The 24,409-nt window shown below is 69.6% G+C and carries 26 protein-coding genes; 16 read left to right on the forward strand and 10 right to left on the reverse strand.

Translation table 11 applies throughout. From position 1 onward, the window contains the following. The 8 genes from VFX14_19560 to VFX14_19595 form a co-directional block, all read right to left on the reverse strand. The coding region (locus VFX14_19560) for a COX15/CtaA family protein (GenBank protein HEU5191892.1) at positions 1-1,042 on the reverse strand (1,042 nt) is incomplete at its 3' end. Continuing rightward, entirely contained in the window at positions 1,032-1,910 is an 879-nt protein-coding gene (locus tag VFX14_19565; GenBank protein ID HEU5191893.1) for a cytochrome c oxidase assembly protein, read from the reverse strand. The genes VFX14_19560 and VFX14_19565, both read right to left, overlap by 11 nt. Positions 1,911-1,923: 13 nt before the next feature. Then, positions 1,924-2,286 (reverse strand): cytochrome C oxidase subunit IV family protein, encoded by a 363-nt coding sequence (locus VFX14_19570; protein HEU5191894.1) that lies wholly within the window; start codon positions 2,284-2,286, stop codon positions 1,924-1,926. A gap of 10 nt (positions 2,287-2,296) precedes the next feature. Continuing rightward, positions 2,297-2,899 carry a cytochrome c oxidase subunit 3 gene (locus VFX14_19575; protein HEU5191895.1) on the reverse strand — a complete coding sequence of 201 codons (603 nt, stop codon included), beginning with the start codon at positions 2,897-2,899 and terminating at the stop codon, positions 2,297-2,299. Then, positions 2,899-4,755: a cytochrome c oxidase subunit I gene (gene ctaD, locus VFX14_19580; GenBank protein ID HEU5191896.1), complete on the reverse strand. Its 1,857-nt coding sequence runs from the start codon at positions 4,753-4,755 to the stop codon at positions 2,899-2,901. The genes VFX14_19575 and ctaD overlap by 1 nt, the downstream gene beginning before the upstream one ends. 9 nt (positions 4,756-4,764) lie before the next feature. Beyond that, positions 4,765-5,784, reverse strand: a complete 1,020-nt coding sequence (gene coxB / locus VFX14_19585; GenBank protein HEU5191897.1) for a cytochrome c oxidase subunit II — start codon at positions 5,782-5,784, stop codon at positions 4,765-4,767. 8 nt (positions 5,785-5,792) lie between these two features. After that, a complete protein-coding gene (locus VFX14_19590; GenBank protein HEU5191898.1) occupies positions 5,793-6,074 on the reverse strand; it encodes a hypothetical protein in 282 nt (93 codons plus the stop codon). Positions 6,075-6,200: 126 nt separating this feature from the next. After that, entirely contained in the window at positions 6,201-7,430 is a 1,230-nt protein-coding gene (locus tag VFX14_19595; GenBank protein ID HEU5191899.1) for a Zn-dependent hydrolase, read from the reverse strand. Between the two features lie 125 nt (positions 7,431-7,555). On the opposite strand from VFX14_19595, the gene VFX14_19600 reads away from it, so the two are divergent. The 13 genes from VFX14_19600 to VFX14_19660 all read left to right on the forward strand — a co-directional run bounded on the left by VFX14_19600 (position 7,556) and on the right by VFX14_19660 (position 20,417). Then, on the forward strand, positions 7,556-8,752 hold the full coding sequence (locus tag VFX14_19600; protein ID HEU5191900.1) for an acyl-CoA dehydrogenase: 1,197 nt from the start codon (positions 7,556-7,558) through the stop codon (positions 8,750-8,752). 4 nt (positions 8,753-8,756) lie between these two features. Beyond that, positions 8,757-9,893 (forward strand): acyl-CoA dehydrogenase, encoded by a 1,137-nt coding sequence (locus VFX14_19605; protein HEU5191901.1) that lies wholly within the window; start codon positions 8,757-8,759, stop codon positions 9,891-9,893. A gap of 8 nt (positions 9,894-9,901) precedes the next feature. After that, entirely contained in the window at positions 9,902-11,227 is a 1,326-nt protein-coding gene (locus VFX14_19610; GenBank protein HEU5191902.1) for a response regulator, read from the forward strand. Next, the gene (locus VFX14_19615; GenBank protein HEU5191903.1) at positions 11,224-12,048 is read left to right on the forward strand and encodes a hypothetical protein; all 825 of its coding nucleotides are present in this window, start codon (positions 11,224-11,226) and stop codon (positions 12,046-12,048) included. Before VFX14_19610 ends, VFX14_19615 begins: the two co-directional genes overlap by 4 nt. A 12-nt stretch (positions 12,049-12,060) precedes the next feature. Next, the gene (locus VFX14_19620; protein ID HEU5191904.1) at positions 12,061-13,569 is read left to right on the forward strand and encodes a benzoate-CoA ligase family protein; all 1,509 of its coding nucleotides are present in this window, start codon (positions 12,061-12,063) and stop codon (positions 13,567-13,569) included. A gap of 27 nt (positions 13,570-13,596) precedes the next feature. After that, positions 13,597-14,031 carry a thioesterase family protein gene (locus tag VFX14_19625; protein ID HEU5191905.1) on the forward strand — a complete coding sequence of 145 codons (435 nt, stop codon included), beginning with the start codon at positions 13,597-13,599 and terminating at the stop codon, positions 14,029-14,031. A 51-nt stretch (positions 14,032-14,082) separates the two neighbouring features. Further along, positions 14,083-14,922, forward strand: coding sequence for an extradiol ring-cleavage dioxygenase (locus VFX14_19630; GenBank protein ID HEU5191906.1), 840 nt, complete (start codon positions 14,083-14,085; stop codon positions 14,920-14,922). Between the two features lie 110 nt (positions 14,923-15,032). Beyond that, positions 15,033-16,247, forward strand: a complete 1,215-nt coding sequence (locus tag VFX14_19635; protein ID HEU5191907.1) for an ABC transporter substrate-binding protein — start codon at positions 15,033-15,035, stop codon at positions 16,245-16,247. 63 nt (positions 16,248-16,310) lie between these two features. Continuing rightward, entirely contained in the window at positions 16,311-17,180 is an 870-nt protein-coding gene (locus VFX14_19640; GenBank protein ID HEU5191908.1) for a branched-chain amino acid ABC transporter permease, read from the forward strand. Then, positions 17,177-18,100, forward strand: a complete 924-nt coding sequence (locus tag VFX14_19645; GenBank protein ID HEU5191909.1) for a branched-chain amino acid ABC transporter permease — start codon at positions 17,177-17,179, stop codon at positions 18,098-18,100. Before VFX14_19640 ends, VFX14_19645 begins: the two co-directional genes overlap by 4 nt. Beyond that, the gene (locus VFX14_19650) at positions 18,097-18,846 is read left to right on the forward strand and encodes an ABC transporter ATP-binding protein (GenBank protein ID HEU5191910.1); all 750 of its coding nucleotides are present in this window, start codon (positions 18,097-18,099) and stop codon (positions 18,844-18,846) included. Before VFX14_19645 ends, VFX14_19650 begins: the two co-directional genes overlap by 4 nt. Next, a complete protein-coding gene (locus VFX14_19655; protein HEU5191911.1) occupies positions 18,843-19,541 on the forward strand; it encodes an ABC transporter ATP-binding protein in 699 nt (232 codons plus the stop codon). The genes VFX14_19650 and VFX14_19655 overlap by 4 nt, the downstream gene beginning before the upstream one ends. A gap of 24 nt (positions 19,542-19,565) precedes the next feature. Further along, the gene (locus tag VFX14_19660) at positions 19,566-20,417 is read left to right on the forward strand and encodes an MBL fold metallo-hydrolase (protein ID HEU5191912.1); all 852 of its coding nucleotides are present in this window, start codon (positions 19,566-19,568) and stop codon (positions 20,415-20,417) included. 44 nt (positions 20,418-20,461) lie between these two features. Here VFX14_19660 and VFX14_19665 read toward each other — a convergent pair whose 3' ends face one another. Beyond that, complete coding sequence (locus tag VFX14_19665) at positions 20,462-21,991, reverse strand: ABC transporter substrate-binding protein (protein HEU5191913.1); 1,530 nt, start codon at positions 21,989-21,991, stop codon at positions 20,462-20,464. A 137-nt stretch (positions 21,992-22,128) separates the two neighbouring features. Here VFX14_19665 and VFX14_19670 point away from each other — a divergent pair, with 137 nt between their 5' ends. Beyond that, positions 22,129-22,383, forward strand: coding sequence for an alcohol dehydrogenase catalytic domain-containing protein (locus VFX14_19670; GenBank protein ID HEU5191914.1), 255 nt, complete (start codon positions 22,129-22,131; stop codon positions 22,381-22,383). Here the strand turns inward: VFX14_19670 and fabG are convergent. Continuing rightward, the gene (gene fabG / locus VFX14_19675) at positions 22,380-23,120 is read right to left on the reverse strand and encodes a 3-oxoacyl-[acyl-carrier-protein] reductase (GenBank protein ID HEU5191915.1); all 741 of its coding nucleotides are present in this window, start codon (positions 23,118-23,120) and stop codon (positions 22,380-22,382) included. The two genes, VFX14_19670 and fabG, sit on opposite strands and share 4 nt — an antisense overlap. 70 nt (positions 23,121-23,190) lie before the next feature. On the opposite strand from fabG, the gene VFX14_19680 reads away from it, so the two are divergent. Both VFX14_19680 and VFX14_19685 read left to right on the forward strand, forming a co-directional pair. Next, positions 23,191-24,117: a lysophospholipid acyltransferase family protein gene (locus VFX14_19680; protein HEU5191916.1), complete on the forward strand. Its 927-nt coding sequence runs from the start codon at positions 23,191-23,193 to the stop codon at positions 24,115-24,117. Positions 24,118-24,132: 15 nt separating this feature from the next. Next, the gene (locus tag VFX14_19685; protein HEU5191917.1) at positions 24,133-24,408 is read left to right on the forward strand and encodes a phosphopantetheine-binding protein; all 276 of its coding nucleotides are present in this window, start codon (positions 24,133-24,135) and stop codon (positions 24,406-24,408) included. The last annotated feature ends 1 nt before the right edge of the window (position 24,409 follow it).

Consider the following 24,409-nt stretch of genomic DNA (forward strand, 5'->3'; position numbering starts at 1 on the left):
GGCGCTCGCCGTCTGGATCGCCGTGCGCGCGACCGCGGGCTCGGCGGGCCGCGCTCCGGTGGAGTCGAGCGCCGCCGCGGCCTCCGCCCGCGCCGGGATCGCACGGTGAGCTCGCCCGCCTCCCCGCGCCCGCCCGCCACACCCCGGTGCGCAGGGTCAGCCACACGAGGAGGCCCCACAAGGCATAACCGCCCGCGGCGTGGGCGGCCCGCACCGGCACGGGCAGACGCATCAGGACCGCGGCCACGCCCAGCGCCACCTGCAGCACCGCGACGGCGCCGAGCGCCGCGCCCACGCCGGCGAGCGGCGTACGCCGGCTGGCCATCGCCACGTGCAGGAAGAGACCGAGCAGCAGCACGCCCAGCCAGCGATGCACCCAGTGGATGAGCGGCGGCCCGGCGCCGGGCAGCACGTCGCCGCTGCAGAGGGGAAAGTCCGGGCAGGCGAGGCCCGCGCCGCTGTGGCGCACGTAGCCGCCGAGGGCGACCTGGACGAGGAGCACGGGCAGCCCCACTCGGGCCAATCGGGCCAGGGCAGTGGCTTGGCGAGGTGCAGCCGAAGGCGAGCCGAGCGGATCAGTGGCTTGGCGAGGTGCAGCCGAAGGCGAGCCGAGCGGATCAGTGATTCCGCCCGCCGCAATCGTGAGAAGGCCCGCCATGATCGTCAGCGCGGTGAGGAGATGTACCGTGCTCACCGGCGCGGACAGGCCGAGCTTCACGGTGATCCCGCCGAGGACGATCTGCACGGCGAGCAGGGCGAGGAGGGTGAGGGCCACGCGGCGGAGCAGGCGCGATTCCGCCCGGCGCAGCGTGACGACCGCCGTCGCGACCAGGAGGGCGGAGAAGAGCGGGACGCCGAGGCGATGGCGGAACTCGATCCAGATCTCGGTGCCGCCCGGCGGGATGAAGCGGCCGTGGCAGAGCGGCCAGTCGGGGCAGCCGAGACCCGAGCCGGTAGCGCTCACCACGTTGCCGAGCATCATCACCAGCGCCAGCGCCGCGAGGGCGAGCCAGGCGAGACGGCGAGGCGCGCTACCGGCCATGCGGGGCATTGGGCGCGACCTTGGACCCCGCCTCCACGGGGTGCACCGCGACGTCGTCGCCTCCCGCTGCCTGCCAGCGGAAGAAGACGACGGTGAGGGCCAGGAGGAAGATGAGGCCTCCCGGAACCCACATGATGAGGCCGCCCAGGTGCTGGTCCGCCCGCGGCGTCAGGGCCTCGATCACGCGCGGCGCCCGGGAATAGTACGGATAGAGGATGCCGTCGGCCATGCTGATGAAGATCGACACCACCACCATCGGCAGGCCGACCACGAACATGTACAGCATCTGCACGGGGTAGGGCGCGCGCGGCAGCTCGGGCAGCGGCGAGAGCAGCGGCCACCAGAGAATCACCGAGGCGGCCATGATCATGAGGTGCTCGACGATGTGGACCGGGTGCTGCTCCATCGCCAGGTTGTAGAGGGGCGGCAAGTGCCACGCCACCAGCACGAGGTTGAAGGTGGCGAAGGCCCCCGAGGGCCGGGTGAGCCGGCGCCCCAGGGCGAGCACACCCGGTCGCCGCACGAGCGGGCGCACCATCCAGCCCGGCACCCCGTGCAGGAGCAACGGCGGCATGGCGAAGGCCAGCATCATGTGCTGGATCATGTGCGCGCTGAAGAGGTAGTAGTCCGAGAGATCGTGAATGGGCCCGGTGAGGGCCACGAAGAGCACGACGAGGGCGCCAGCGAACGCCACGGCCTGATGCGGGGCCAGCCGCGCGTCGGGATCGAGCCGTCGGCGGTAGAGCACGGCGCCCGCATACGCGGCGCCGAGCACCGCCAGGCCCGCGACCACCGTGGGGTCGGCGTTCCAGGCGGTCCAGTCGAATCCCCCGGGCGGGAGGGGCGGTGGCCCGCCCGGCCCGGGCACTCCATGCGCCATGCTAGTGCGGGCGCGGGAGCAGGATGAAGGCGCTGAACAGCGCCATGAGGGCGAGGATGATGCAGATCGCGATGAAGAGCGGCCCGATGAAGAAACTCCGCATGATGTTGTGGTCGTACTTCAGGTGCATGAAGAAGCCCACCACGAGCGCGAACTTGATCGCGGACATGACGAGAAGGGACGTGACGAGGAGGGCATTGGGGATGCCCGGCACGTAGAGCGTGGCGACCTCCATGGCGGTGATGATCGCGAGGACGGCCGCGACCACGATGTAGGTCTTGACGGTGGCGTGCCCCCCGCCTCCGTGGGTCTCGGCGTGGCCGCCGTGGCTTCCGGGCGCGGCGGCGGCATGCGTGTCGGCCATGTCGGCGCTCCTACGGGATGAGGTAGACGATGGTGAAGATCGCGACCCAGACGATGTCGACGAAGTGCCAGTACAGGCCCGCGATCTCGACCTTGGTGTAGTCCCGCGCGTCGAGCCGCCGCCGCTTGAGCTGCCACCAGAGGGCCATGAGCCAGATCACGCCGCCGCTGACGTGGGCGCCGTGGAATCCGGTGAGGGTGAAGAAGCTCGACCCGAAGAGATTGGTGCCGAGGGTGAGCCCGTCGTGGAGGGCGAACGTGGCGAACTCGTACACCTGGTTCCCCACGAAGTGCGCGCCGAGGAGCGCGGTGGCGAACAGCCAGCGGCCCGCCCACTTGAGATCGTTCTTCTGGAGCGCGGCGAGGGCCAGCACCATGGTGAGCGAGGAGGCGAGCAGCACCGCCGCGCTCTCCGAGGTGAGGGGGATGTTGAAGACGTCGTGCGGGCCGGGCCCGGCGAGGCTCTTGCCCTTGTAGGCCAGATAGGTCCCGATCAGGGACCCGAAGAACATGCAGTCCGAGCCCAGGAAGATCCACATGCCGACCTTGCGATTGTCCAGGCCGGTGGTGCCGATGTTCGGGTCGTGATGCGCGTGGGCATGCGCGTCGGCCACTAGTGCGCCTCCTGGGCGGGGCGATGGTACTCGAGCGCGAACTTGAACATGCAGTAGAGCGTGAGCAGACCGCCGACGACCAATTGGACGTAGCTGATCAGGAGACCCGAGAGCATGACGGTGAGCGCCAGCGCGAGGAGAATGGGCCAGTAGGACGGCGGCGGCATGTGGATGGCCGCGATGTCCTTGGCGGTGGGGGGCGCCGGCTTGGGCGTGGGAGCGCCCCCGTGCCCATCCCCGTGCTTCTGCAGCCAGAGCTCGTCACGGCCATGCACCGTCGGAATGGTGGCGAAGTTGTAGACGGGCGGCGGCGAGGGGATGGCCCACTCGAGCGTGCGGGCATCCCACGGGTCCGGGCCGGCGACGGGGCCGGAGCGGCGCGTCTTGATGACGTTGATGATGAACACGAGGATCGAGAGCGCGATGGTGAAGGCGCCGATGGTGGAGATGAGGTTCCAGAACCCCCAGTTGAGGTCGGCGGCGTAGGTGTAGATCCGCCGCGGCATCCCGATGAGGCCGAGATAGTGCTGGGGGAAGAAGGCCATGTTGAAGCCGATCATCATGAGCCAGAAGTGGATCTTGCCGAGCTTCTCGTCCAGGAGTCGCCCGGTCATCTTCGGCCACCAGTAGTAGAAGCCGGAGAAAATGCCGAAGATCGAGCCGCCGAACAGCACGTAGTGGAAGTGCGCCACCACGAAGTAGGAGTCGGTCTGCTGCAGGTCCACCGGCGGGGAAGCGTGCATGACGCCGCTGAGCCCGCCCATCGTGAACATGGCGATGAAGCCCAGGGAGAAGAGGAGCGCGCTCGTGAAGCGGATGGTGCCGCCCCAGAGCGTGCTGATCCAGTTGAGGATCTTCACCCCGGTGGGCACCGCGATCAGCATGGTGGCGATGGAGAAGGCGGAGTCGGCGACCGGCCCCATACCCACCGAGAACATGTGGTGGGACCACACCCCGAAGCCGAAGAAGCCGATCATGATCCCGGAGTAGATGACCACCGGCGCGCCGAAGAGCGGCTTGCGCGCGAAGGTCGGGAGCACCTCGGAGACGATGCCCATGGCGGGCAGGATGAGGATGTAGACCTCGGGGTGGCCGAAGATCCAGAAGAGGTGCTGCCACAGGAGCGGGTCGGCCCCGGCGGCGGGCGCGTAGAAGAGGGTGCCGAAGAAGCGGTCGAACATCAGGAGGATCAGCGCCACCGTGATGGCGGGGAACGCCAGCACCACCAGGAACTGCACGACCAGCGACATCCAGACGAACACCGGCATGCGCATGAGGGTCATGCCCGGCGCGCGCATGTTGATGATGGTCACGATGAAGTTGAAGCCGGCGAGCATCGACGCGATGCCGAGGATCTGTAGGCCCAGCATCCAGAAGTCGATGTGGTGGCCGGGCGAGAACTGCCGCGTGGTGAGGGTGGCGTAGCCGAACCAGCCGCCGTCGGGGGCCGATCCGAAGAGGAAGCTCGAATTGATGAAGAGGCCGCCGGACAGGAAGATCCAGTACGAGAGCGCGTTGAGCCGCGGGAAGGCCACGTCACGCGCCCCGATCTGGAGCGGGAGCATGTAATTGAAGAACGCGGCGCTGAGCGGCATGATCGCGAGGAACACCATGGTGGTGCCGTGCATGGTGAACAGCTCGTTGAAGGTCTGCGCGCTCACGAGGTCGTTGTCGGGACGGGCGAGCTGGGCGCGCATGATCAGCGCCTCGATCCCGCCCATCAGGAAGAAGAGGAACGCGGTGACGCCGTAGAGGATCCCGATCCGCTTGTGGTCGACGGTCGTGATCCAGGACCAGACGCCCGTGGTGGCCGTCTTGGCCTTCGCGCCGGGCATGAACGCCGCCTGTGTCGCCATGGGGCTCCTCTACTTGAGGCTCTGGAGGTAGGCGGTGACCGCCTTGATCTGCTCGTCACGCAGCCCCAGGGTGGGCATGAGCGCTCCGGGCTTCACGTGCGCCGGGTTCTCGATCCACCGCGCGATGTTCTCCGGTGTGTTCTTCATGATCCCGGCGGCCATCGTGGTGCGGCTGCCGAAGTGGGTGAGGTTCGGCCCGAGCACGCCGGCGGACACGCCGTCGATGGTGTGGCAGCCCACGCACGCGGACTGGCTGAACACTTCCTTGCCCTTGACCGCGAGGTCATCCTTCGGCTCCACCGGCGCCGCCTGCTGCGCGGCCACCCACTTCTCCCATCCCGCCTTGTCGTGCACGAAGACCCGGAAGCGCATGTTGGCGTGCGACATCCCGCAGTACTCGGCGCACTGGCCGAGGTACTCGCCGGGGACCTCGGGGGTGAGGATGATGCGGTTGACCCGCGCCGGCACCACGTCGCGCTTGCCGCCGAGCTGCGGCACCCAGAACGAGTGGATGACGTCGGGCCCGTGGAGATAGAAGGCGACGGTCTGACCGACGGGCAAATGCAGCTCGTTCGCGGTGTGGATCTTGAGGGTGGGGTACTGGAAGTCCCACCACCACTGCTTCCCCGTGACGTCCACGTGGAGCGTGGTCGCGGCGGGCGCCTCCTGCGTCTTGAAGATGACCCGGATGGTGGGGATGCCAATGATCACGAGAATGGCCGCGAAGGCCACCGTCCACGAGATCTCGAGAGGCGTGTGGCCGTGCGTCTGCTTGGGAATGGCCGCGCCCGGCCGGTCGCGGTAGCGGAAGCACACGTAGAGGAGTACCCCCTCCACCGCGATGAAGATCACCAGCGTGGTCCACGAGATCAGCATGAAGATCTCGTGGGTCATCTTGCCGAAATCGGACTTCGGCTGCACCGTGCTCATCGGGGTGTCCCACTCCCAGCCGACGAGGCCACAGCCCGCGCCGAGGACGACCACGGCGAGGAGGAGCAGGGAGGCGGTGACGCGCGCGCGCTTGGTCATGTTCTCCCTTAGCGAGTGGGGTCCACGGGCGCCGTCGCCGCCGTGGTGGTGTTCACGACCGAGGAGGCCACCGCGGGCCGCCCGAGGTCGAAGACCGCCACCCAGCTGCGGGCGGCGAGGAAGAGGACGAGTACGACCGGAATGGCGCTCCACAGGACCTCGGTGGCGCGGCGTCGCCGCCCGGGCGACAGCGCGCGGCGGGAGCGGAGGACGAAGACGAGGGCGCCGGCCTGGAAGGCGAGAAACATGGTCAGCGCGAGCGCCAGCAACAGGTGCACTATCGTGGACACAACATCCTCGTTGAAGAGGGTTTCCTCGTTTCCGCCGGAGTGTACTCGATGGCTCCGGCAATGCCAAGTGGAATCTTTCACATGGCGCCGGAACGGCGCTCAGAACGACCACTCGGGGCGGCCGGCTCAGCCGGCGAGCTGGAGCAGGGTACGGAGCAGCACGTTCCCGCCGCGCTCGATCGCCCTCCAGTCGCTGGTCTCGTCGGGGCGATGGCTGCGCCCACCGCGCGAGGGGATGAAGAGCATGCCCGAGTCGGTGACCGACGCGAGGTTCTGCGCGTCGTGTCCGGCGCCAGAGGGCATCCGCCGGTACGCGAGCCCCAGCTCGCCGCACGCCGCCTCCACCGCCCGCATCACGCGGGGTGAGCAGCGGACGGGCTGGCTCTGCGAGATCGTCTCCACCTTCACCCGCAGGCCGCGACGCTTGCCCACCGCCCGCGCGAGGGCGCGGCACTGCTCGTCGAGGCGGGCGAGGATGCGCGCGTCGAGCGAGCGCATCTCGTGGAGCAGGGTGGCGCGCGCGGGGACGATGTTGGACACGCCGGGCGCGATCTCGATGCGGCCGAAGTTTGTCACGCTCTTGCCGGCGCCGCGCTTGACCACCAGCTCGCGCGCGGCGAGCGCGTACTCCGCGGCGCCCAGGAAGGCGTCCTTGCGCCATGCCATCGGCGTGGTACCCGCATGGTCCGCCTGGCCGACGAAGGTCACCCACGCCCGGCGATTGCCCACGATGCCCTGCACCGAGCCGATGGGGATGCGTGCCACTTCCAGGTGCGGGCCCTGCTCGATGTGCAGCTCGACGTACGCCTCGAGGGTCTTGGGATCGCACTTGGCCTTGGGCGCCTCGAGCGGGTCGAAGCCCGCGCGGCTCATCGCTTCGACCAAGGGCTCGCCATCCGCGGCTCGGAAATGGGGGATCTGGCGCGCGTCGATCTTGCCCGTGAAGGCCCGCGACCCGAACAGCCCCGCGTAGCGGCCCTCCTCGTCGCTCCACGCCACCATGGTGAGCGGCCGGCGCGTCCGCGTGCCGGCCTCGCGCAGGGTCTGCAGGCACTCGAGCCCGGCCATCACCCCGAGGGCGCCGTCCAGGGAGCCGCCCTGGGGCACGGTGTCGATATGCGAGCCCGTCATGACGGTGGGGCCGCCCTCTCCGAGCTTCCCGAAGGTGTTCCCGGCCTCGTCGACCCAGGTCGTGAGCCCGGCCTCCTTCATCCGCGCCAGCAGCCAGGCCCGCGCTTCCTCGTGGGCCGGACTCCAGCAGGAGCGGGTGATGCCCTGGCCGTCAGAATTGCGGCCGAACCGGGACAGCGTCTCGAGGTTCGCGCGCAGGCGGGGCAGGGAGATGGCGGGCGCCATGGCAGCGGAAAGTATACAAGAGGCCGACCGTCTTGACACCGTCTCCGCCGGGCCCGTATGATGGCGCTGAACCGTCGTTCAGTCACGTCTAAGCGCGCCCCAAACCCGCCGAAGCAGGAGGGTGTATGGACTTCACGCTGACCCCCGAGCAACAGTCCTTCCGGGACGAGGTTCGCTCGTGGCTCAAGAAGAACCTCCCCAAGGACTGGACCAGCCGGGTGCAGGCGGCCTCGGACGTGCCGCGCGAGGAGGCCTACGACTTCCTGCGGCAGTGGCAGCGGAAGATGTACGAGGCGGGCTTCGTGGGGCTCACGTGGCCGAAGGAGTCGGGGGGGCGCGGGCTCACCTTCATGGAGGAGATGATTCTCCAGGAAGAGATGGCGCTGGCGAAGGCGCCGCCGGTGCTGAACATCCTCGCCGTCGGCATGGCCGGTCCCACCATCAATGCCTACGGCACCGAAGAGCAGAAGAAGCGCTATCCGCCCAAGATGCTCTCGTGCGAGGAGATCTGGTGCCAGGGCTACTCCGAGCCCAACTCCGGGTCGGACCTCGCCGCGCTGCAGACCCGCGCGGTGAAGGACGGCGAGTACTACGTGATCAACGGGCAGAAGGTGTGGACCTCGCTGGCCCATATTGCCGATTGGATGATGCTGTTGGCGCGGACGGATCCCGACGCGCCCAAGCACAAGGGCATCACGTACTTCCTACTCGACATGCACGCGCCCGGCGTCACCGTGAAGCCGCTCAAGCAGATCACCGGCGACGCCGAGTTCAACGAGGTGTACTTCGACAACGTCCGCATCCACGAGTCCCAGATCCTGGGCGGGCTCAACAACGGCTGGGCGGTGGGCCTGACCACGCTCATGTACGAGCGGCTCGCGCTGGGCTTCGGGCTGCAAGTGCGGCTGCGCATCGCCCTCGATGGCCTCGTCGACCTCGCGCGGCGGTCGTCGAAGAACGGGACGCCGGCGACGAAGGATCCCGTCACCCGCCAGAAGCTCGCGCAGCTCTGGATCGACACCGAGGTGTTCAAGTACACGGGGGCGCGGGCCATCACCAGGCTCCTCAAGGGGGAGCTGCCCGGTCCCGAGGCCTCCACCGGCAAAATGATGTGGGTGGAAGGCCATCAGCGCCTGCAGGAGATGGCGATGGAGCTCGAGGGCCCCTACTCCCAGCTCACCAGGGGCAGCCGCTGGGCCGTCGAGAACGGGCTCTGGCAGTACGGCTTCCTCCGCTCCCGCGCCAACTCCATCGAGGGCGGCACCACCGAGATCCAGAAGAACATCATCGGCGAGCGTGTGCTCGGTCTCCCGAAAGGCTAGGCTCATGAACTTCGGCTTCAGCGACGAGCAGGAGCTTCTCCGCAGCACCGCCCGGAAGTTCTTCGAGAACGAATGCCCCTCGGAGACGGTGCGCCGTCTCATGGACACCCCGGAGGGCATGAGCCCCGAGCTCTGGGGGAAGCTCGCCGAGCAGGGATGGCTCGGCCTCATCTACCCCGAGACCTACGACGGCATGGGGCTCGGCTTCGTCGATCTCACCGTGCTCATGGAGGAGATGGGGCGCGCGGTGGTGCCGGGCCCGTACGTCTCCACCGTGCTCCTGGGCGGCCTCGCGATCCTCGAGGCGGGGAACGAGGCGCAGAAGAAGGAGTGGCTGCCGAAGATCGCGGCGGGCAGCAAGCGCGCGACGCTCGGGTGGATGGAGCCGTCGGCCGTGCTCGGCCCGGCCGGCGTCACCCTGACCGCGAAGGCGGCCAGCGGCGGCCACACGCTGTCGGGGACCAAGCTCTTCGTGCCCGATGCCCACACCGCCGACGCCATCGTGGTGGCGGCGCGCACCGGCGGCGGCGCCGGCGAGGACGGCGTGAGCCTCTTCCTCGTGCCCCGCACCGCGCGCGGCGTCGAGGTGAAGCTTCTCCCGACCATGGACCAGACGCGGAAGCTCTGCGAGGTCACCCTCACGGACGTCACCCTCGGCCCCGAGGCGCTGCTCGGCGCGCCGGGCCTCGGCTGGAAGCCGCTCGAGCGTGTGCTCGAGCGCGCCTGCGTGGCGCTCTGCGCGGAGATGTGCGGCGGGGCCCAGAAGGTCCTCGACATGACGGTGGAGTACGCCAAGATCCGCCAGGCCTTCGGCAAGCCCATCGGCTCGTACCAAGGCGTGAAGCACAAGGCGGCCGACATGCTGGTGGACGTCGAGAACAGCAAGTCGATCACGTACTACGCGGCGTGGGCCATGGACGAGGGCTCATCCGAGGGGCCGCTGGCCGTCAGCATGGCCAAGGCCTACGTCTCCGATGCGTACCGCAAGGTGTCCGCCGCGGGCATCCAGCTCCACGGCGGCATCGGTTTCACCTGGGAGCACGATCTGCACCTCTACTTCAAGCGGGCGAAGGGGTCTGAGTTCACTTTCGGCGACGCCACCTACCATCGGGAGCGCGTGGCCCAGCTCGTCAACCTCTAGCGCCCTCGATGCTCGAGGCGGTCCGGCGAACCGTCAGCCGCTGGATCCAACGCGGGAGTGCCCGCGAGGCGCTCGCCGCGGATCATCCGCTCTTCGCCGATCACGAGGAGATCCGCGACATCGCCCGCCAGCTCGGCCGCTCCAAGGTCGAGCTGGACCGCACCGTGCTCACCCTGCGGAGCTGGGCGCGCGATCTCAACCGCCGCCTGGACGAGTCGCCCGAGAGCGTCGGCCGCTCGGTGGACCTGCGGACGCTCGGTGAGACGGTGGGGGGCCTCACCCACAACTTCAACAACTCGCTGGCCGCCATCCTCGCCTACACCGAGCTGCTCCTGAGGGAAGTTCAGACGGAGACGGCGCAGCGCCGCCTCACGGTGATCCGCGACGTGGCGATGGAGGCCTCGGCGTCCGTCCGGCGCTTCCAGGAGTTCGTCTCCCGCGAGCCGCAGGTGGCCTTCGGCCCGGTGGGCCTGCCCGCGGTGGTGGCGGAGGCGCTCGAGATGACGGCGCCCCGCTGGCGCGACGAGGCGCAGCGCCGGGGGGTGGTCATCGCGATCCACCAGGAGCTGGGCTCCATCCCGCCCGTCGAGGGCAACGGCTTCGAGCTGCGGGACGCCCTCGTGCATCTCATCCTCAACGCGGTGCAGGCGATGGCCCGCGGCGGCACCCTCACGATCCGCGCGGCGAGCGAGGAGTCGGGCTGGGTTGCCCTCGAGGTCTCGGACACGGGCGTGGGCATGCCGGAGCAGCTCCGCCGGACCCTCGCCGACTCCGCGTCGCGGCTGCGTGGGCGCGCGGGGGGACGCGGGCTCGGCGAGGTCGTGGACATCGTGGAGCGCCACGGCGGCAGCATCCAGATCGACAGCCACGAGGGCGAGGGGACCACGGTCCGGCTGCGGCTGCACGCCAGCCGCTTCCAGATCATCCCGCCGTCAGAGGAGCTGCCCTCGCCCGTGCAGCCCGAGCGGGCGGCGCACGTGCTCCTCGTGGACGACGACCAGCGCCTGCTCACCGTGCTCACCGACGTGCTGCGCTCGGGCGGCCATCAGGTGACGACGGCGGGCGACGGCGGCGAGGCGCTCGAGATCTTCGACCCCGAGCAGCACGATGTGGTCATCACCGATCTGGGCATGCCGCGCGTGAACGGCTGGCAGGTGGCCGAGCAGGTGAAGCTGCGCGCGCCGGCCACGCGCGTGTTCGTCCTCACCGGCTGGGGCGAGGGCGTCACCGCTCCGGAGGCCAGCAAGTACGTGGACCAGGTGCTGGCCAAGCCCATCTCCGCCGACGCTATCCTCGAGCAGCTGGCGGGCGGCCACGGGAGCCGGCCCGCGTGAGCTCGGCGCCGGCTGCGGATCCCGCGCGGCCCGCGGCCCCGCGGCCGGCGGCGTCCGTGCTCCTCGTCCGTCCGGGCGCGGCGGCGCCGATCGAGGTCTACATGATTCGCCGCCAGCAGAGCATGCGCTTCCTCGGCGGCTTCTACGCCTTCCCCGGCGGCAAGGTGGATCCCGCGGATGCCGACCCGCCACTCCTCGCGCGCTGCCGCGGGCTCGCCGCCGACGCGGTCGAGCGGATCTTTCCCGGCAAGGAGGGTACGCCCGCGCTCGCCTACTGGGTCACCGCCGCGCGCGAGCTCCTGGAGGAGACCGGCCTCCTCCTGGCGACGGATCGCGACGGCCGCGCCATCTCGGCCGCGGATCCCGCCGTCGCCGCCCTCGTAGCGGGCATGCGGCAGTCGCTGGTGGCGGAGTCGGGCCGGCTGCTCGATCTCCTCGCCGCCGTCGACTGGTATCTCGACGTCGCGCCGCTCCGCTACCTCTCGCACTTCATCACGCCGCCGTCGAGCCCCATCCGCTTCACCGCCCGCTTCTTCCTGGCGCCGCTACCCGACGGCCAGGCGCCGCGCCTCTTCACCGAGGAGACGTCGGAGGGGCTCTGGATCACGCCCACCGAGGGCGTCAAGCGCTACGAGACCGGCGACATGCCCATGGCCGAGCCCGCCGAATCCGGCCTGCGCTACCTCGCCGGCTTCCCCAGTCTCGACGCGCTGTGGGCGGCGCACGCGGACGGGCGCCACAAGTTCCACGGCATCCAGGACCGCATCGTCGCCGCCGGCGTGGCCGTGCAGCGGCCGCGCGGCGCGCCGCGTCCGCGGTAAGCTCGGGTCCTGATGGGCAACGCGACTGTCCGCCTGTTAGACGACGCTTTGCGTGAGGGGCATGGGGCCCGCGCGGCCCTGCGCACGTCCACGGGCGAGGTGAGCTATGCGGCGCTGCTCGCCGTGGTCGAGCGCGCGGCCGCGGGCTTGCGCGCACGCGGCGTGGGCCGCGAGGACCGCGTGGCCCTCCTGCTGCCCGATGGGCTCGCGTGGGCGGCGACCTTCCTGGGCGCGCTCCGGATCGGCGCGGTGGCCATGCCGCTGAATACGCGGCTGCCCGGCGCGGGCCTCTCCACCCTCTTCGCCGACGCGCGGCCGCGCGTGCTCGTGGCCGACCCGGCGCTGCTCGCGGGCGTGGTCGACACCGTCGGCGCCGCGGGAATTCCCCACGTGCTGCCCTTCGAGGCGCTGCTGGCGCCCGAGGGCGCGAAAGCCGCGCCGGAGCCGGTCGGTCCCGACGCCATGGCGGTGTGGATCTATACCTCGGGCACCACGGGCACGCCGAAGGCCGCGATGCACGTGCACCGCACCATGGTCGCGGGAGGTCACTACGCCGACAGCATCGTGGGTCTCCGTGCGGAGGACCGGATCCTCGCGACCTCGCGACTTTTCTTCGCCTATGCGCTCGGCAACGCGCTCCTGAACCCGCTGCTCGCGCGCGCCACCGCCTGCCTCGTGGAGGAATGGCCGACCGTGGACTCCCTCGGCGCGCTGCTCCGCGAGCACCGCCCCACGCTGCTTTTCTCGGTGCCGACGTTCTACGCGCGCGTGCTCGCCGGGGACCTCGCCGCCGACGCGCTCGGCTCGGTGCGCGTGTGCGTGTCGGCCGGCGAGCGCTTGCCCGCCGAGGTGTACCGGGCCTGGCGCGAGCGCTTCGGGCTGGAGATCCTGGACGGGATCGGCGCCACCGAGACCATCTTCATGGTGCTGTCGAGCCGCGCGGGCGCGAGCCGTCCCGGCACCACCGGCGGGCCCGTGCCGGGCAGCGAGGCGCGCCTTCTCGATGAGGAAGGGCGGCCCGTCGCGCCGGGACAGCAGGGCGTGCTGTGGGTGAGGACGCCCTCGGTCGCGGCGGGGTACTGGGGGCGGCCCGACGACACGCGACGCGCCTTCGACGGCGAGTGGTTCCGCTTCGGCGACGTCTACTACGTGGATACCGACGGCCACTGGGTGCACTGCGGACGCCAGGACGACCTCTTCAAGGTGGCGGGCCAGTGGGTGATCCCCGCCGACGTGGAAGCGGTCGCGCTGCGGCATCCCGACATCCTCGAGGCCGGGCTCATCGGCGCCGAGGAGGGCTCGGGGCTGATCAAGCCGTTTCTCTTCGTGGTGCCGCGACCCGAGGCTGGGGACGTCGCGCGGCTGACCGCCGAGCTGGGCGAGCGCCTGGCCCGCGACGTGCCGACCTACGCGCGGCCCCGCGAGGTGCGTGTGGTCGCGGAGCTCCCGCGCACGACCACCGGGAAGCTACAGCGGCACAAGCTGCGCGAGCTCCTCGTGTTTGGCGAGCTGCAGCCATAGGCGAGGCGAGCGGAACGACAATCTGAAATGACCGCCAAACATCGCTGGACGACGCGGGTGCGCTGGAGCGAGGTCGATCCGGCGGGCATCGTCTTCTACCCGCGCTTCTTCGAGTGGTTCGACCTCGCCACCGAATCCCTGTTCGAGTCGCGCGGCCAGCCGTGGCCGATCATCTTCCCGCTCTACGACATCGTGGGCGTGCCGATCGCCGAGTCGGGGGCGAAGTTCACCGCGCCCGTCCGCTACGGGGACGAGGTCTCCATCGACAGCGTGGTGGCCCAGGTGGAGGAAAAGACGTTTCGCGTGGAGCACGAGGTGAAGGTCGGCGACATCGTCTGCGCGCGGGGCTTCGAGCTGCGCGCGTGGGTGGGCCGGCCCGCGCAGCCGGGCGACCGGCTCCGCGCGCGCGCCATCCCCGAGGAGATCGTCAAGATGCTGAAGGATGGCGTGGAGAACGGATGAAACGCCCGCAGATCGACGCGATCGCGTGGATCCCGGAGTAAGGAGGCGCCCATGGGCTCCCTCGCTGGAGTGTTCCTGTCGGTGCACACGCCGCGCTACTGCACGCTCGAGGCCGCCTTCGAGGGCCGCCTCGCCTCCGAGGCGTTCCGCCCCGTGCGCGACGGCCTCGTCGCCCAGGGGCAGGACGTCGCGGAGGCGCGGCTCGACGTCATCGCGGTCAACTCCTGCCATCTCATCACCACGTTCCCCACCGTGATCGACGGGACGCCGCGGCATCAGGGCGTGCTCACCGCCCAGGAGGCGCCGGAGATCATCCACGGGGTGCCCTACGACTATCCGGGCGACTACGCCTTCGCCTCGACGCTGGCCGCGCGGGGCAAGGCCGAGGGGCGGCAGACCGTCCTCGCCAACGACGTGCACTACCCGCTCGACTACGGCACCGTGATGCCGATGGTGTGCTATCTGGACCGCGCCCAGCGCCTGCCCCTGGTGCCGATCTCGGTCTGCCTGGCCGCGAACCTCGACGAGTGCTTCGCGTGGGGTCGCACGCTGGCCCGCGTGGCGCGCGAGGGCGCCCAGCGAGTGGGCTTCGTGGCGAGCGGGAGCGTCTCGCACAAGCTCGTGCGTGGGCCGGACAAGGGGCCCCTGCCCGCGGAGGAGGCGCTCGACCACGAGTTCGCGCGGCTCCTCGCCGGCGGGGACTACGAGAAGCTGTGGAGCTGGCTGCCCGGGTACGTCACGAGCGTGGAAGCCGAGATGGGCGGCCGGCACCTCGCCATGATGGTGGGGGCCCTCGTCGAGTCCGGGGCCCGCTTCGAGACCCGGGTGCGCGCCTACGGCCCGTCGTCCGGCTCGGGCAACTACGTGATTTCGCTCCTCGCGGCGGCGTAAGCGCGGGGAGCCGCCGACCTTCGTCGCCAGTTTGTCTTGGTGTACCATCGGGTGGCTCATCGGTGGCCCATGACACCTTTTCAGACATGCATAGGGGGAGGCGCAACGTCATGACGGATCTCAGCAGGCGGACATTCCTCGGCGCCGCGGGCACGATGGCGGCCGGCGCGGCGGTCGGGCCATGGGTGCGTCGGGCGCACGCGCAGGGCGCGCCCCTCAAGATCGGCCTCGTGCTGCCGTACAGCGGCGTCTACGCCGTGCTCGGCGAGAGCATCACGCAGGCGATGGAGCTGGTCTTCGCGCGCGAGAACTGGACGGTGGCTGGCCGCAAGATCGAGATGATCAAGGAAGACGACGAGATGCAGCCGCCGGTGGGCATCCGCAAGACGGAGAAGCTCATCGACTCGGACAAGGTCGACATCCTGACCGGCCCCGTGCACTCCGGCATCCTCATGGGGATGCGCGACAAGGTACACAATAGCAAGACCATCCTGATCGTCTCCAACGCCGGCGCCGACGCGATCAGCCGCGAGCGCTGCTCGAAGTGGATCTTCCGCACCTCGTTCTCGAACTGGCAGCCGAATCAACCGATGGGCGCGTGGGTGGCGAAGAACGTCAGCAAGGACGTGTTCATCATGGCGCCCAACTACCAGGCCGGGAAGGATCAGCTCGGCGCCTTCAAGGAGACGTTCGTCCCCGCCGGCGGTAAGCTCGTCGGCGAGGACTATCCCAAGCTCGGCGAGACCGACTACGCCCCGTATCTCACCAAGGTGCGGCAGTCCGGCGCCAAGGCGGTCTACGCGTTCTTCTCCGGCACCGACGCGGTCAACTTCGTGAAGCAGTACGATCAGTTCGGCCTCAAGCAGACGATCAAGCTGACCGGCGCGGGCTTTCTCACGGAGCCGGACGTGCTGCCGGCGCAGGGCCGTTCCGCCCTGGGCGTGATCACCGGCCACTTCTACACGCCGCTGCTCGAGAACCCCACCAACCAGCAGTTCGTGAAGGACTTCCGCGCCAAATTCGGTGGCAAGATGCCCGACGGCTTCGCCTGTCAGGGCTACGATACCGCCGAGGTCATCGTGCGCGCGGTCAAGGCGGTGGGCGGCAACACGCAGGACAAGGACAAGCTGGTCGCGGCCATCGAGGCGACCACGTTCGAGAGCCCGCGCGGCACGTTCCGCTTCGATCCGAAGTCGCACAACGTGATCCAGCCCTTCATCTATATTCGCGAGGTGAAGGAAGTGGCGGGCGGCCTCAACAACGTCCCGTTCGACAAGGTCGCCAACGTGGCGGACCCCGGTACCGGGTGCACGCTTCCAGCCTGATCGCGATCGTCGTCTCCGCGGGGGTCGGGCGGTCACGCCCGGCCCCCGCGCTGCGCTAGCCCGATGTTCGGCCCCGACCTCTTCGCGCAGGCGTTGAACGGGCTCGCCTATGGCATGCTGCTCTTCCTGCTCTCCGTCGGGCTCACGCTGATCTTCGGGATGCTCGACGTCGTGAACCTCGCGCATGGGTCGTACTACATGCTGGGCGCCTATGCCGGGCTGGCTCTCGTCGCCGCGACGGGGAATTTCTGGCTGGCGCTCCTCGCCGCACCGCTGGTGGTGGCGGTGGTCGGCGCGGCGGTGGAGCGCTCCTGTCTCCGCCCGCTCTACCGGCGCGGGCCGCTGGACCAGGTGCTGCTGACCTTCGGGCTGATCTACGTGTTCGAGGACCTCGTGAAGTACATCTGGGGCGGCCGCATCCGCTCCATCCCCGGGCCCGAGCTCTTCTCGGGCTCGGTCAGTTTCTGGGGCGCGGTGATCCCGTCCTACCGGCTCTTCGTCATCGGCTTCGGCCTCGTGATGGCGCTGGGGCTCTGGCTCCTCATCGAGCGCACGCGGCTGGGCGCCATCATTCGCGCCGGCGTGTTCGACGCCGAGATGTCCGCGGGCATGGGCATCAACGTCTCGGGCGTGTTCACGCTGGTCTTCGCCTTCGGAGCCGGCCTCGCCGGCCTCTCCGGCGTGATTGCCGGGCCCATCCAGTCCGCCTATCCGCCCATGGGGGCGAGCATCCTCATCCCCGCGCTCATCGTGGTCGCGGTGGGCGGGCTCGGCAGCCTCAAGGGGTCGCTGGCGGGGAGCCTCCTCATCGGCCAGGCGGAGACCTTCGGCAAGGCCTGGCTGCCCGGCGCCTCGATGCTGATCATCTACGTGGTGATGGCGCTGATCCTGCTCTTCCGGCCCCAGGGCCTGTTCGGCCGGGCGCTCAAGTGATCGCGCGCGCCGCCGGGCTCGCGGTGATGGTGGCGGTGGTTGCCGCCTTCCCCCTCTTCATGGGCCCGTACCCGGTGAAGCTCCTCCAGGAGATCCTGATCTTCGGCATCTTCGCGATGAGTCTCGACCTCCTCATGGGCTACACGGGCATGGTGTCGTTCGGACACTCCGCGTTCTTCGGGATCGGCGCCTACGTGGCCGCGCTCACGCTCGGGAAGTGGCCGGGGCTCACCAGCGCGCTGCTCCTGCCCGCGGCGGCCGCCGCGCTGGGCGCGCTCGTCATCGGCTTCTTCTCGATCCGCGTGAGCGGCGTGTACTTCATCATGCTCACGCTCGCCTTCTCGCAGATGTTCCACGCAGTGGCCTTCCAGAACGCGTTCCTCGGGGCGGAGGACGGGCTCGTGGGCGTGCCGCGGCCGCCCGTGTTCGGGCTCTCCATCGGGAGCCTCGGCCGCTTCCACGCCTACCTGCTGGTGATCGTGGGGCTCCTCGTGCTCTTCCTCTGGCGCGTGACCCGCTCGCCGTTCGGGCGCGTGCTGCGCGGCATCCACGAGAACGAGGCGCGCATGCAGGCGGTGGGCTATCCGGTGCGCCGCTACAAGCTCGCCGCCTTCGTCATCGCGGGCACGGTGGCGGGCATCGCGGGCGCCCTCTACGCCCAGTTCCAGGGCTCGGTATCGCCCGACGCCTTCTTCTGGACCACGTCGGGCCAGGCGCTCCTCATGGTGATCATCGGCGGCACCGGCACCCTCGGCGGCGCCATGCTCGGCGCGGCCGCCTTCATCCTGCTCCAGAGCCTGGTCTCCTCCTATACCGAGCGCTGGATGCTCATCCTCGGCCTCACCTTCGTCCTGCTCGTGCTGTTCGCGCCCGGCGGCATCGTGGGCACGCTGCGCGGGCGCGTGGGACTTCGCGTGTGAGCGAGGCGCCGCTCCTCGCCCTCGACCGCCTGTCGCGTCACTTCGGCGCGCTCGCCGCGGTGAACGGCGTCACGCTGGCGATCGCCCCGCGCGAGCGGCGGGCCATCATCGGGCCCAACGGCGCGGGCAAGACCACGCTGTTCAACCTGATCACCGGCCACCTGGCGCCCAGCGCTGGGCGCGTGCTGCTGGGCGGCGAGGCGGTGGGCGGCCTCGCGCCGCACGCCATCGCCCGGCGCGGCCTCTCGCGGTCGTTCCAGCGCAACAACCTGTTCCCGCGATTGAAAGTGCTGGAGAATTTGCGCTTGGCGGCCGCCGCGGATGGGAAGGGGAGCTGGAGCCTGCTCGGCGGCGCGAGCCGGCTCGGCCCCTCGCTGGCCCGCGCGCGCGAGACGGCGGACGCGGTGGGCCTGGCCGGGCGCCTGGAGGTGGCGGCCGGCGCCCTGTCCTACGGTGAGCAGCGGCAGCTCGAGGTGGGGCTGGCCCTGGCCACGCGCCCGCGTATCCTGCTCCTCGACGAGCCCACCGCGGGCATGTCGCCGGAGGAGACGGCGCGGATGACGCGCATGCTCGAGGGGCTCCCGCGCGAGGTCACGCTGCTCATCATCGAGCACGACATGGACGTGGTGGGCTCCCTCGCCGACCGCGTGACGGTGCTGCACTACGGCGAGGTGCTCACCGAGGGCTCCTTCGACCACGTGAAGGCCGATCCCCGCGTCTACGAGATCTATCTGGGCTCGGCATGAGCGCGCTCCTCGAGGTCGCGGACATCCAGACCTACTACGGCGAGAGCCACGTGCTCCACGGCGTGTCGCTGCGCGTGGAGCCCGGCGAGGCGGTGGCGCTGCTCGGCCGCAACGGGGCCGGGAAGACCACGGTGATCCGCAGCATCGTGGGCTTCACGCCGCCACGGGAGGGCCGCATCCTGCTCGAGGGCCAGCCCATCCAGGCGCTGTCGCCCCACCGGATCGCGCGGCGCGGGATCGCGCTGGTACCGCAGGGCCGGCGCATCTTCGCGCCGCTCAGCGTGCGCGAGAACCTCCTGATCGGCGCGCGGGCGTCGGGCTGGACGATCGACCGCGTGTTCGCGCTGTTCCCGCGCCTGCGCGAGCGCGCCGAGCAGGCCGGCGGTACACTGTCGGGCGGCGAGCAGCAGATGCTGGCGATCGGCCGCGCGCTCCTGACCAACGGGCGGCTGCTCCTCCTCGACGAGCCGTCGGAGGGCCTGGCGCCCATCGTCGTGCGGGAGATCGGGCAGATCGTGCGGCGGCTCAAGGACGAGCGGCTGTCGATCCTGCTCGTGGAGCAGAACTATCACCTGGCCCTCCGGGTCGCGGACCGGGTGTACGTGATGAACAAGGGGCAGATCGTGTACGAGGGAACCCCGGCCGGCCTCGAGGCGGCCGAGGACGTGAAGCGGCGCTATCTCGGCGTGGCCTGAGCCGGCAAGAGAGGAAGACGCGCGATGCCCTGGATCGATCCGAATTTTCCCAAGTCGGCCACGCCCGCGGACTGGGTGGGGCGCGTGCTCGGGCTGAACCCCGGCATGATGACGGGGCCCGGCACAAACACCTATCTCGTGGGGGACCGCGCGCCCATCCTCATCGATACCGGCGCGGGCGTGCCCGGCTGGATGCCGCTGCTCGAGACCTACATGGCCGAGCGGGGCTGGCGCGCGCCCGCGCGCGTGCTCATCACGCACCGGCACAAGGATCACCTCGGCGGGGTGAAGGATCTGCTCCAGCAATATCCCGGGACGCCGGTGTCCAAGATGATACACAAGGATACGGACCTGCCTGCCGGCATCTCCGACCTTCGCGACGGGCAGGCGGTCAAGGGCGACGGGGTGACCCTCGTGCCCGTTCACACGCCCGGGCACGCCTCCGACCATCTCTGCTACTTCGTGCCGGAGACGAAGTCGCTCTTCACCGGCGACCTCGTGCTGGGCGGCTCCACCACCGTCATTCCCGACGAGGACGGCGACCTCACCCAGTACATGGACTCCCTTCGCCGTATCCTGCGCCTGGACGTCGCCACCATCTACCCGGCGCACGGGCCGGTAATCGAGAACGCGAAGGCGCTGATCAAGGAGTACATCGCGCATCGGCTGGAGCGAGAGAAGCAGATCCTCGCCGCAGTGGGGGACGGGAAGAAGACCATCCCCGAGATGGTGAAGGTGATCTACGTGGGCGTGCCGGAGGCTCTACACGGCTACGCGGGGCAGTCGGTGCACTCGCATCTCAAGAAGCTCAAGGCGGAGAAGCGGGTGCAGGAAGAGACGGTGAGCGGCCAGCCGTCGCGGTGGACGCTGACCTAGCGAGCCAGCCCAGCGTCCACCGCCTGCCCTCCGGCGCCGAGTGCTTACTTGAGCTTCAGCTCCTCGGCCGGGCCCGCGTAGGGGAAGCCCTGGATGAGGCCCAGGGTGCTCTCCGCCACGCGCGAGCCCACCGCGCAGAGGAAGCCCTGCTGAAAGATGGGTGCGGCCAGCACCTGGTCGTGAACGATCTGCTGGATCTGGTGAAGCTGCGCTTCCCGGCGCTTGCGATCCGTCTCCCGGGCCTGGCTCTGGAACAGCTCGTCGATCTGGGGTAGCGAGCCGTAGGCATAGAAGCCGGCCTTGGTGAAGAAGGGCTCGATCCGGGCGGCGGCGTTGCCCGCGGCGCCGGTGGCGCCGACGAGGAGGCCCCGGAGCTTCTTCTCGCGCCACGACGTCAGGAAGGTGGCGCGCTCCATCGTGCGCACGCGGCTCTTGATGCCGATGGCCTGGAGCATGCCCGACACCGTCTCACCCAGCGTGGTGTAGGGGGGCAGCGGCGTGATGTCGCCGGCGTCGAAGCCGTTGGCATGGCCGGCCTCGGCGAGGAGCTGCTTGGCGCGCTTGGGATCGAAGGGCGTGGCCTCGAACTTCATGGCGAAGTCGAACTCCGGCGGCACGAACGCGCTCGTCACCTTGCCCAGCCCCAGCATCTCCGCCTGGTTGATGGCGGCGCGGTCGATGGCAAGGCTCGCCGCCTGGCGCACGCGCTTGTCGTGCCACGGTGACTTCGGGTCCCACTGGTCCAGGAAGTCCAGCCAGTACACGCCGTAGAGCAGCGGCGCCTGGATGCGGATGCCGGGCGAGCGCTTGAGGTCCTCCGCCACCGGCCCCCCGAAGAGGAAGGCCATGTCCACCTCGCCCGACTTCACCGCGGCGGCGCGCGTGGTCTCATCCGGAATCGACCGCATGACCACGCGCTTCACCGACGGGGCCTTGCGCCAGTAGTCGGGGAAGGCCTCGGTGACCAGCTCGATGCCCGGGTTGAACGAGATGATCTTGTAGGGACCCGCGCCCACCGGCGCCTTCTTGTAGGCTTCCTCGCCCACTTTCTCGATGTACTTCTTCGGCACGATCCAGGACGCGCCGGTGGCGGAGGTGCCGTAGAACGCCATGAAGTCCGGCCACGGCTCCTTGAGGACGATGCGCACCCGGTTCGGTGCGGGCGTCTGGATCTCCTTCACCTTCTCCTTGAGGAGGCCGGCGCTGGCGCCCTTGTAGCGCTCGAACGTGAACTTCACGTCCTCGGCGGTGACGGGATCGCCATTGTGGAACTTCGCATTCTTTCGGATCACGAATTCGTAGGTGACGCCGTCCTTGGCCAGCGACCACGACTCGGCCAGGCTGGGCGTCATGATGCCGCCCGGCATGGGCTTCACGAGCGCGTCGTGGATCAGGTACAGGACCATGAAGGGTGTGATCAGCGCCTCGGTCTCGCCGGGGTCCAGCCAGCGGGAGACCAGGGTGACGTGCACGCCGATGGCGAGGGTGCCGTCGGGCGGCGCGGCGTACGCCGTGACCGCTCCGCCGAGGAGCGCCACGACGAGAAGGATGACAATGGTGGTCCGGACACGCATCGGTCACCTCCGGGTGAATGGGCCGGGTGAAGGAGCGAAACGAGCCGATGAAGGGTCCCGCAGACCCTACCACGACTGCCGCCTCCTCGCGCGCGCGTGTTACGCTCGCGGCACGCGATGGCGTGAAAGGAGTCCGCATGCCGGTGCCCACGCCGGGCCCCGAGGACGTGCTGATCCGCGTGCGCGCCTGCGGTATCTGCGGCACCGATCTCGCCGTGGACGCGACCGTCGATGAGTTCAAGGTGAGCGATCGGGTGGTGGTCGAGGCCCACATGGGCTGCCGGCGGTGCGAGAACTGCATCCGCGGGCTCTACACGGCGTGGTCGCGCCGCTGGCCGGCGCGTTCCGCCGCCGCAGCAAGGCGCCGGCGTGACCTGCTGCAGGCCGGCTAGGTCAGTCCGCCGTCCACCGCGATGACCTGGCCCGTGATATAGCTCGCTTCGTCGGACGCGAGGAACGCCACCACATTGGCGACTTCCTCGACCGACCCGATCCGGCCGAGCGCGGTGAGCCGCACGAGGGCGTCCTTGACCTCCTGGGGCAGCCCGGCGGTCAGATCGGTGGGGATGAGGCCCGGCGAGACCGCATTGACCGCGATGTTCCGGCCGCCATACTCTTTCGCCATCGCCTTGGTGAAGCCGACGATGCCGGCCTTCGCCGCGGCGTAGTTGGTCTGGCCGGGGATGCCGATCAGCCCGCCCATCGACGTCATGTTGACGATGCGCCCGTAGCGCTGCCCGATCATCTGACGCACCGCCGCCCGGCAGCAGTTAAACACGCTCTTGAGGTTCTGCTGGATGATGGCGTCGAAGTCGTCTTCCTTCATGGTGGCGAGCAGGGCATCGCGCGTCGTCCCCGCGTTGTTGACCAGGATATCCAGACGCCCATAGGTGCTCATAGTCGCGCCGACGACCTGCTGCGCCACGGTGAACTGGCTCACGTCGCCCTGGATGGCGCTGGCGTCGCCGCCGCTCGACTTGATTTCGCGCACCACCTCGTCGGCCGCGCTCGCGCGCATGTGGTAGTTCACCGCGACCCGCGCGCCGAGCAAGGCCAGCTTGATGGCGCACGCGCGGCCGATGCCACGCGATGCGCCCGTCACGAGTCCGACCTTGCCGTTGAGATTCATCGTCGCCGTGTCCCTCGAGACCGTGTCCGGGCCTTCCCCACTGGTATAGTATCGTGGTCGGAACCCCACCATGACGGACAGATCCCTCGCGGCGTCACTCACCCGCACCGACACGAGTGGCCGCGCCATCCCGCGCTGGCATTCGCACGCGTACAATCGCGCCGAGCTCTACCGAATCGCCGCCTCGATGGGCTGGCTGCCCCGTCCCGCCCGGCTCGGGCTCGCGCGGGCGGTTGGAAGGGCCGCGCGGCGGCTCTTCCCGGCCGAGTGTGCCGTCATCCGCGACACCCTCGACGTGATGACGGGGGCGACGGGCGCGCGGTTGGACGCGCTGACCGTCGGCGTCTTCCGCGATTTCGCCATGTGCTTCAGCGACCTCGTCACCACCAACCGTCAGCCTCCGGCGCGGCTGAGCGCGCACGTGAGCCGGGCGCGCAGCACCGAGCGGCTCGACGAGCTCAAGGGCGGCATGATCTCGCTGACTGCGCATGTCGGCAACTGGGAAATGGCCGGCCGCCTCCTCGCCCTCCGCTCGGCGCGAGCGACCCACGTGGTGGTGGCCCCGGAGGAACTCCAGGCGCTCGAGCGCTGGGTGCGCCGCGATGGCGATGGCGTACGGTTCGTACCTCGCACGGCGCCGACCGTCTCGCTCCAGCTGGTCGCGGCGCTTCGGCGGGGTGAGGTGGTCGCGGTGCAGGGGGACCGTGCCCTGGGTACCCGTGGGGATGCCCTCGTGCCGTTCTTCGGGCGCCCGGCGCCATTTCCCCTGGGACCGTTCATCTTGGCGCGCGCCCTCCGGGTTCCGCTCGCTCCCGCGTTCTGCATGATGGGTCCCGACTATCGCTACACGGTCACCATGCCGGAGCCGCTCACCGTCCGCGCGGGAGGCGAAGAGGACGCCCTCCGCGCCTGGGTGGAGCTTCTCGAGGAGACCGTGCGGCTGCACCCGACGCAGTGGTTCAACTTCTTCGACATCTGGAATCCTCTCCGTGACTGACCAACGGGACCTTTCGTGAAGCCCCAAGAGATTCTGGACGCAATCAAGGCCCTCCTGGTGGAGCGGTTGAAGTTCGACCCCACCCGGGCCGCCGCGGTCACCTTCGACACTGCCTTGCCCAAGGGGATCGAGGAATCGCTGGGGCTGGACTCGCTGGACTTCATCGAGCTGGCGATGGGGATCGAGGAGCGGTGTGGCGTCATGATCGACGATCAAGAAGACCTGGCGCCCCATTTCAAGTCGGTTGGCGCTCTCGTCGACTTCATCAACTCACGACAGATCGGAACGTGAC

Source organism: Candidatus Methylomirabilota bacterium, from assembly GCA_035764725.1.
Classification (GTDB): Bacteria; Methylomirabilota; Methylomirabilia; order Rokubacteriales; family CSP1-6; genus DASRWT01.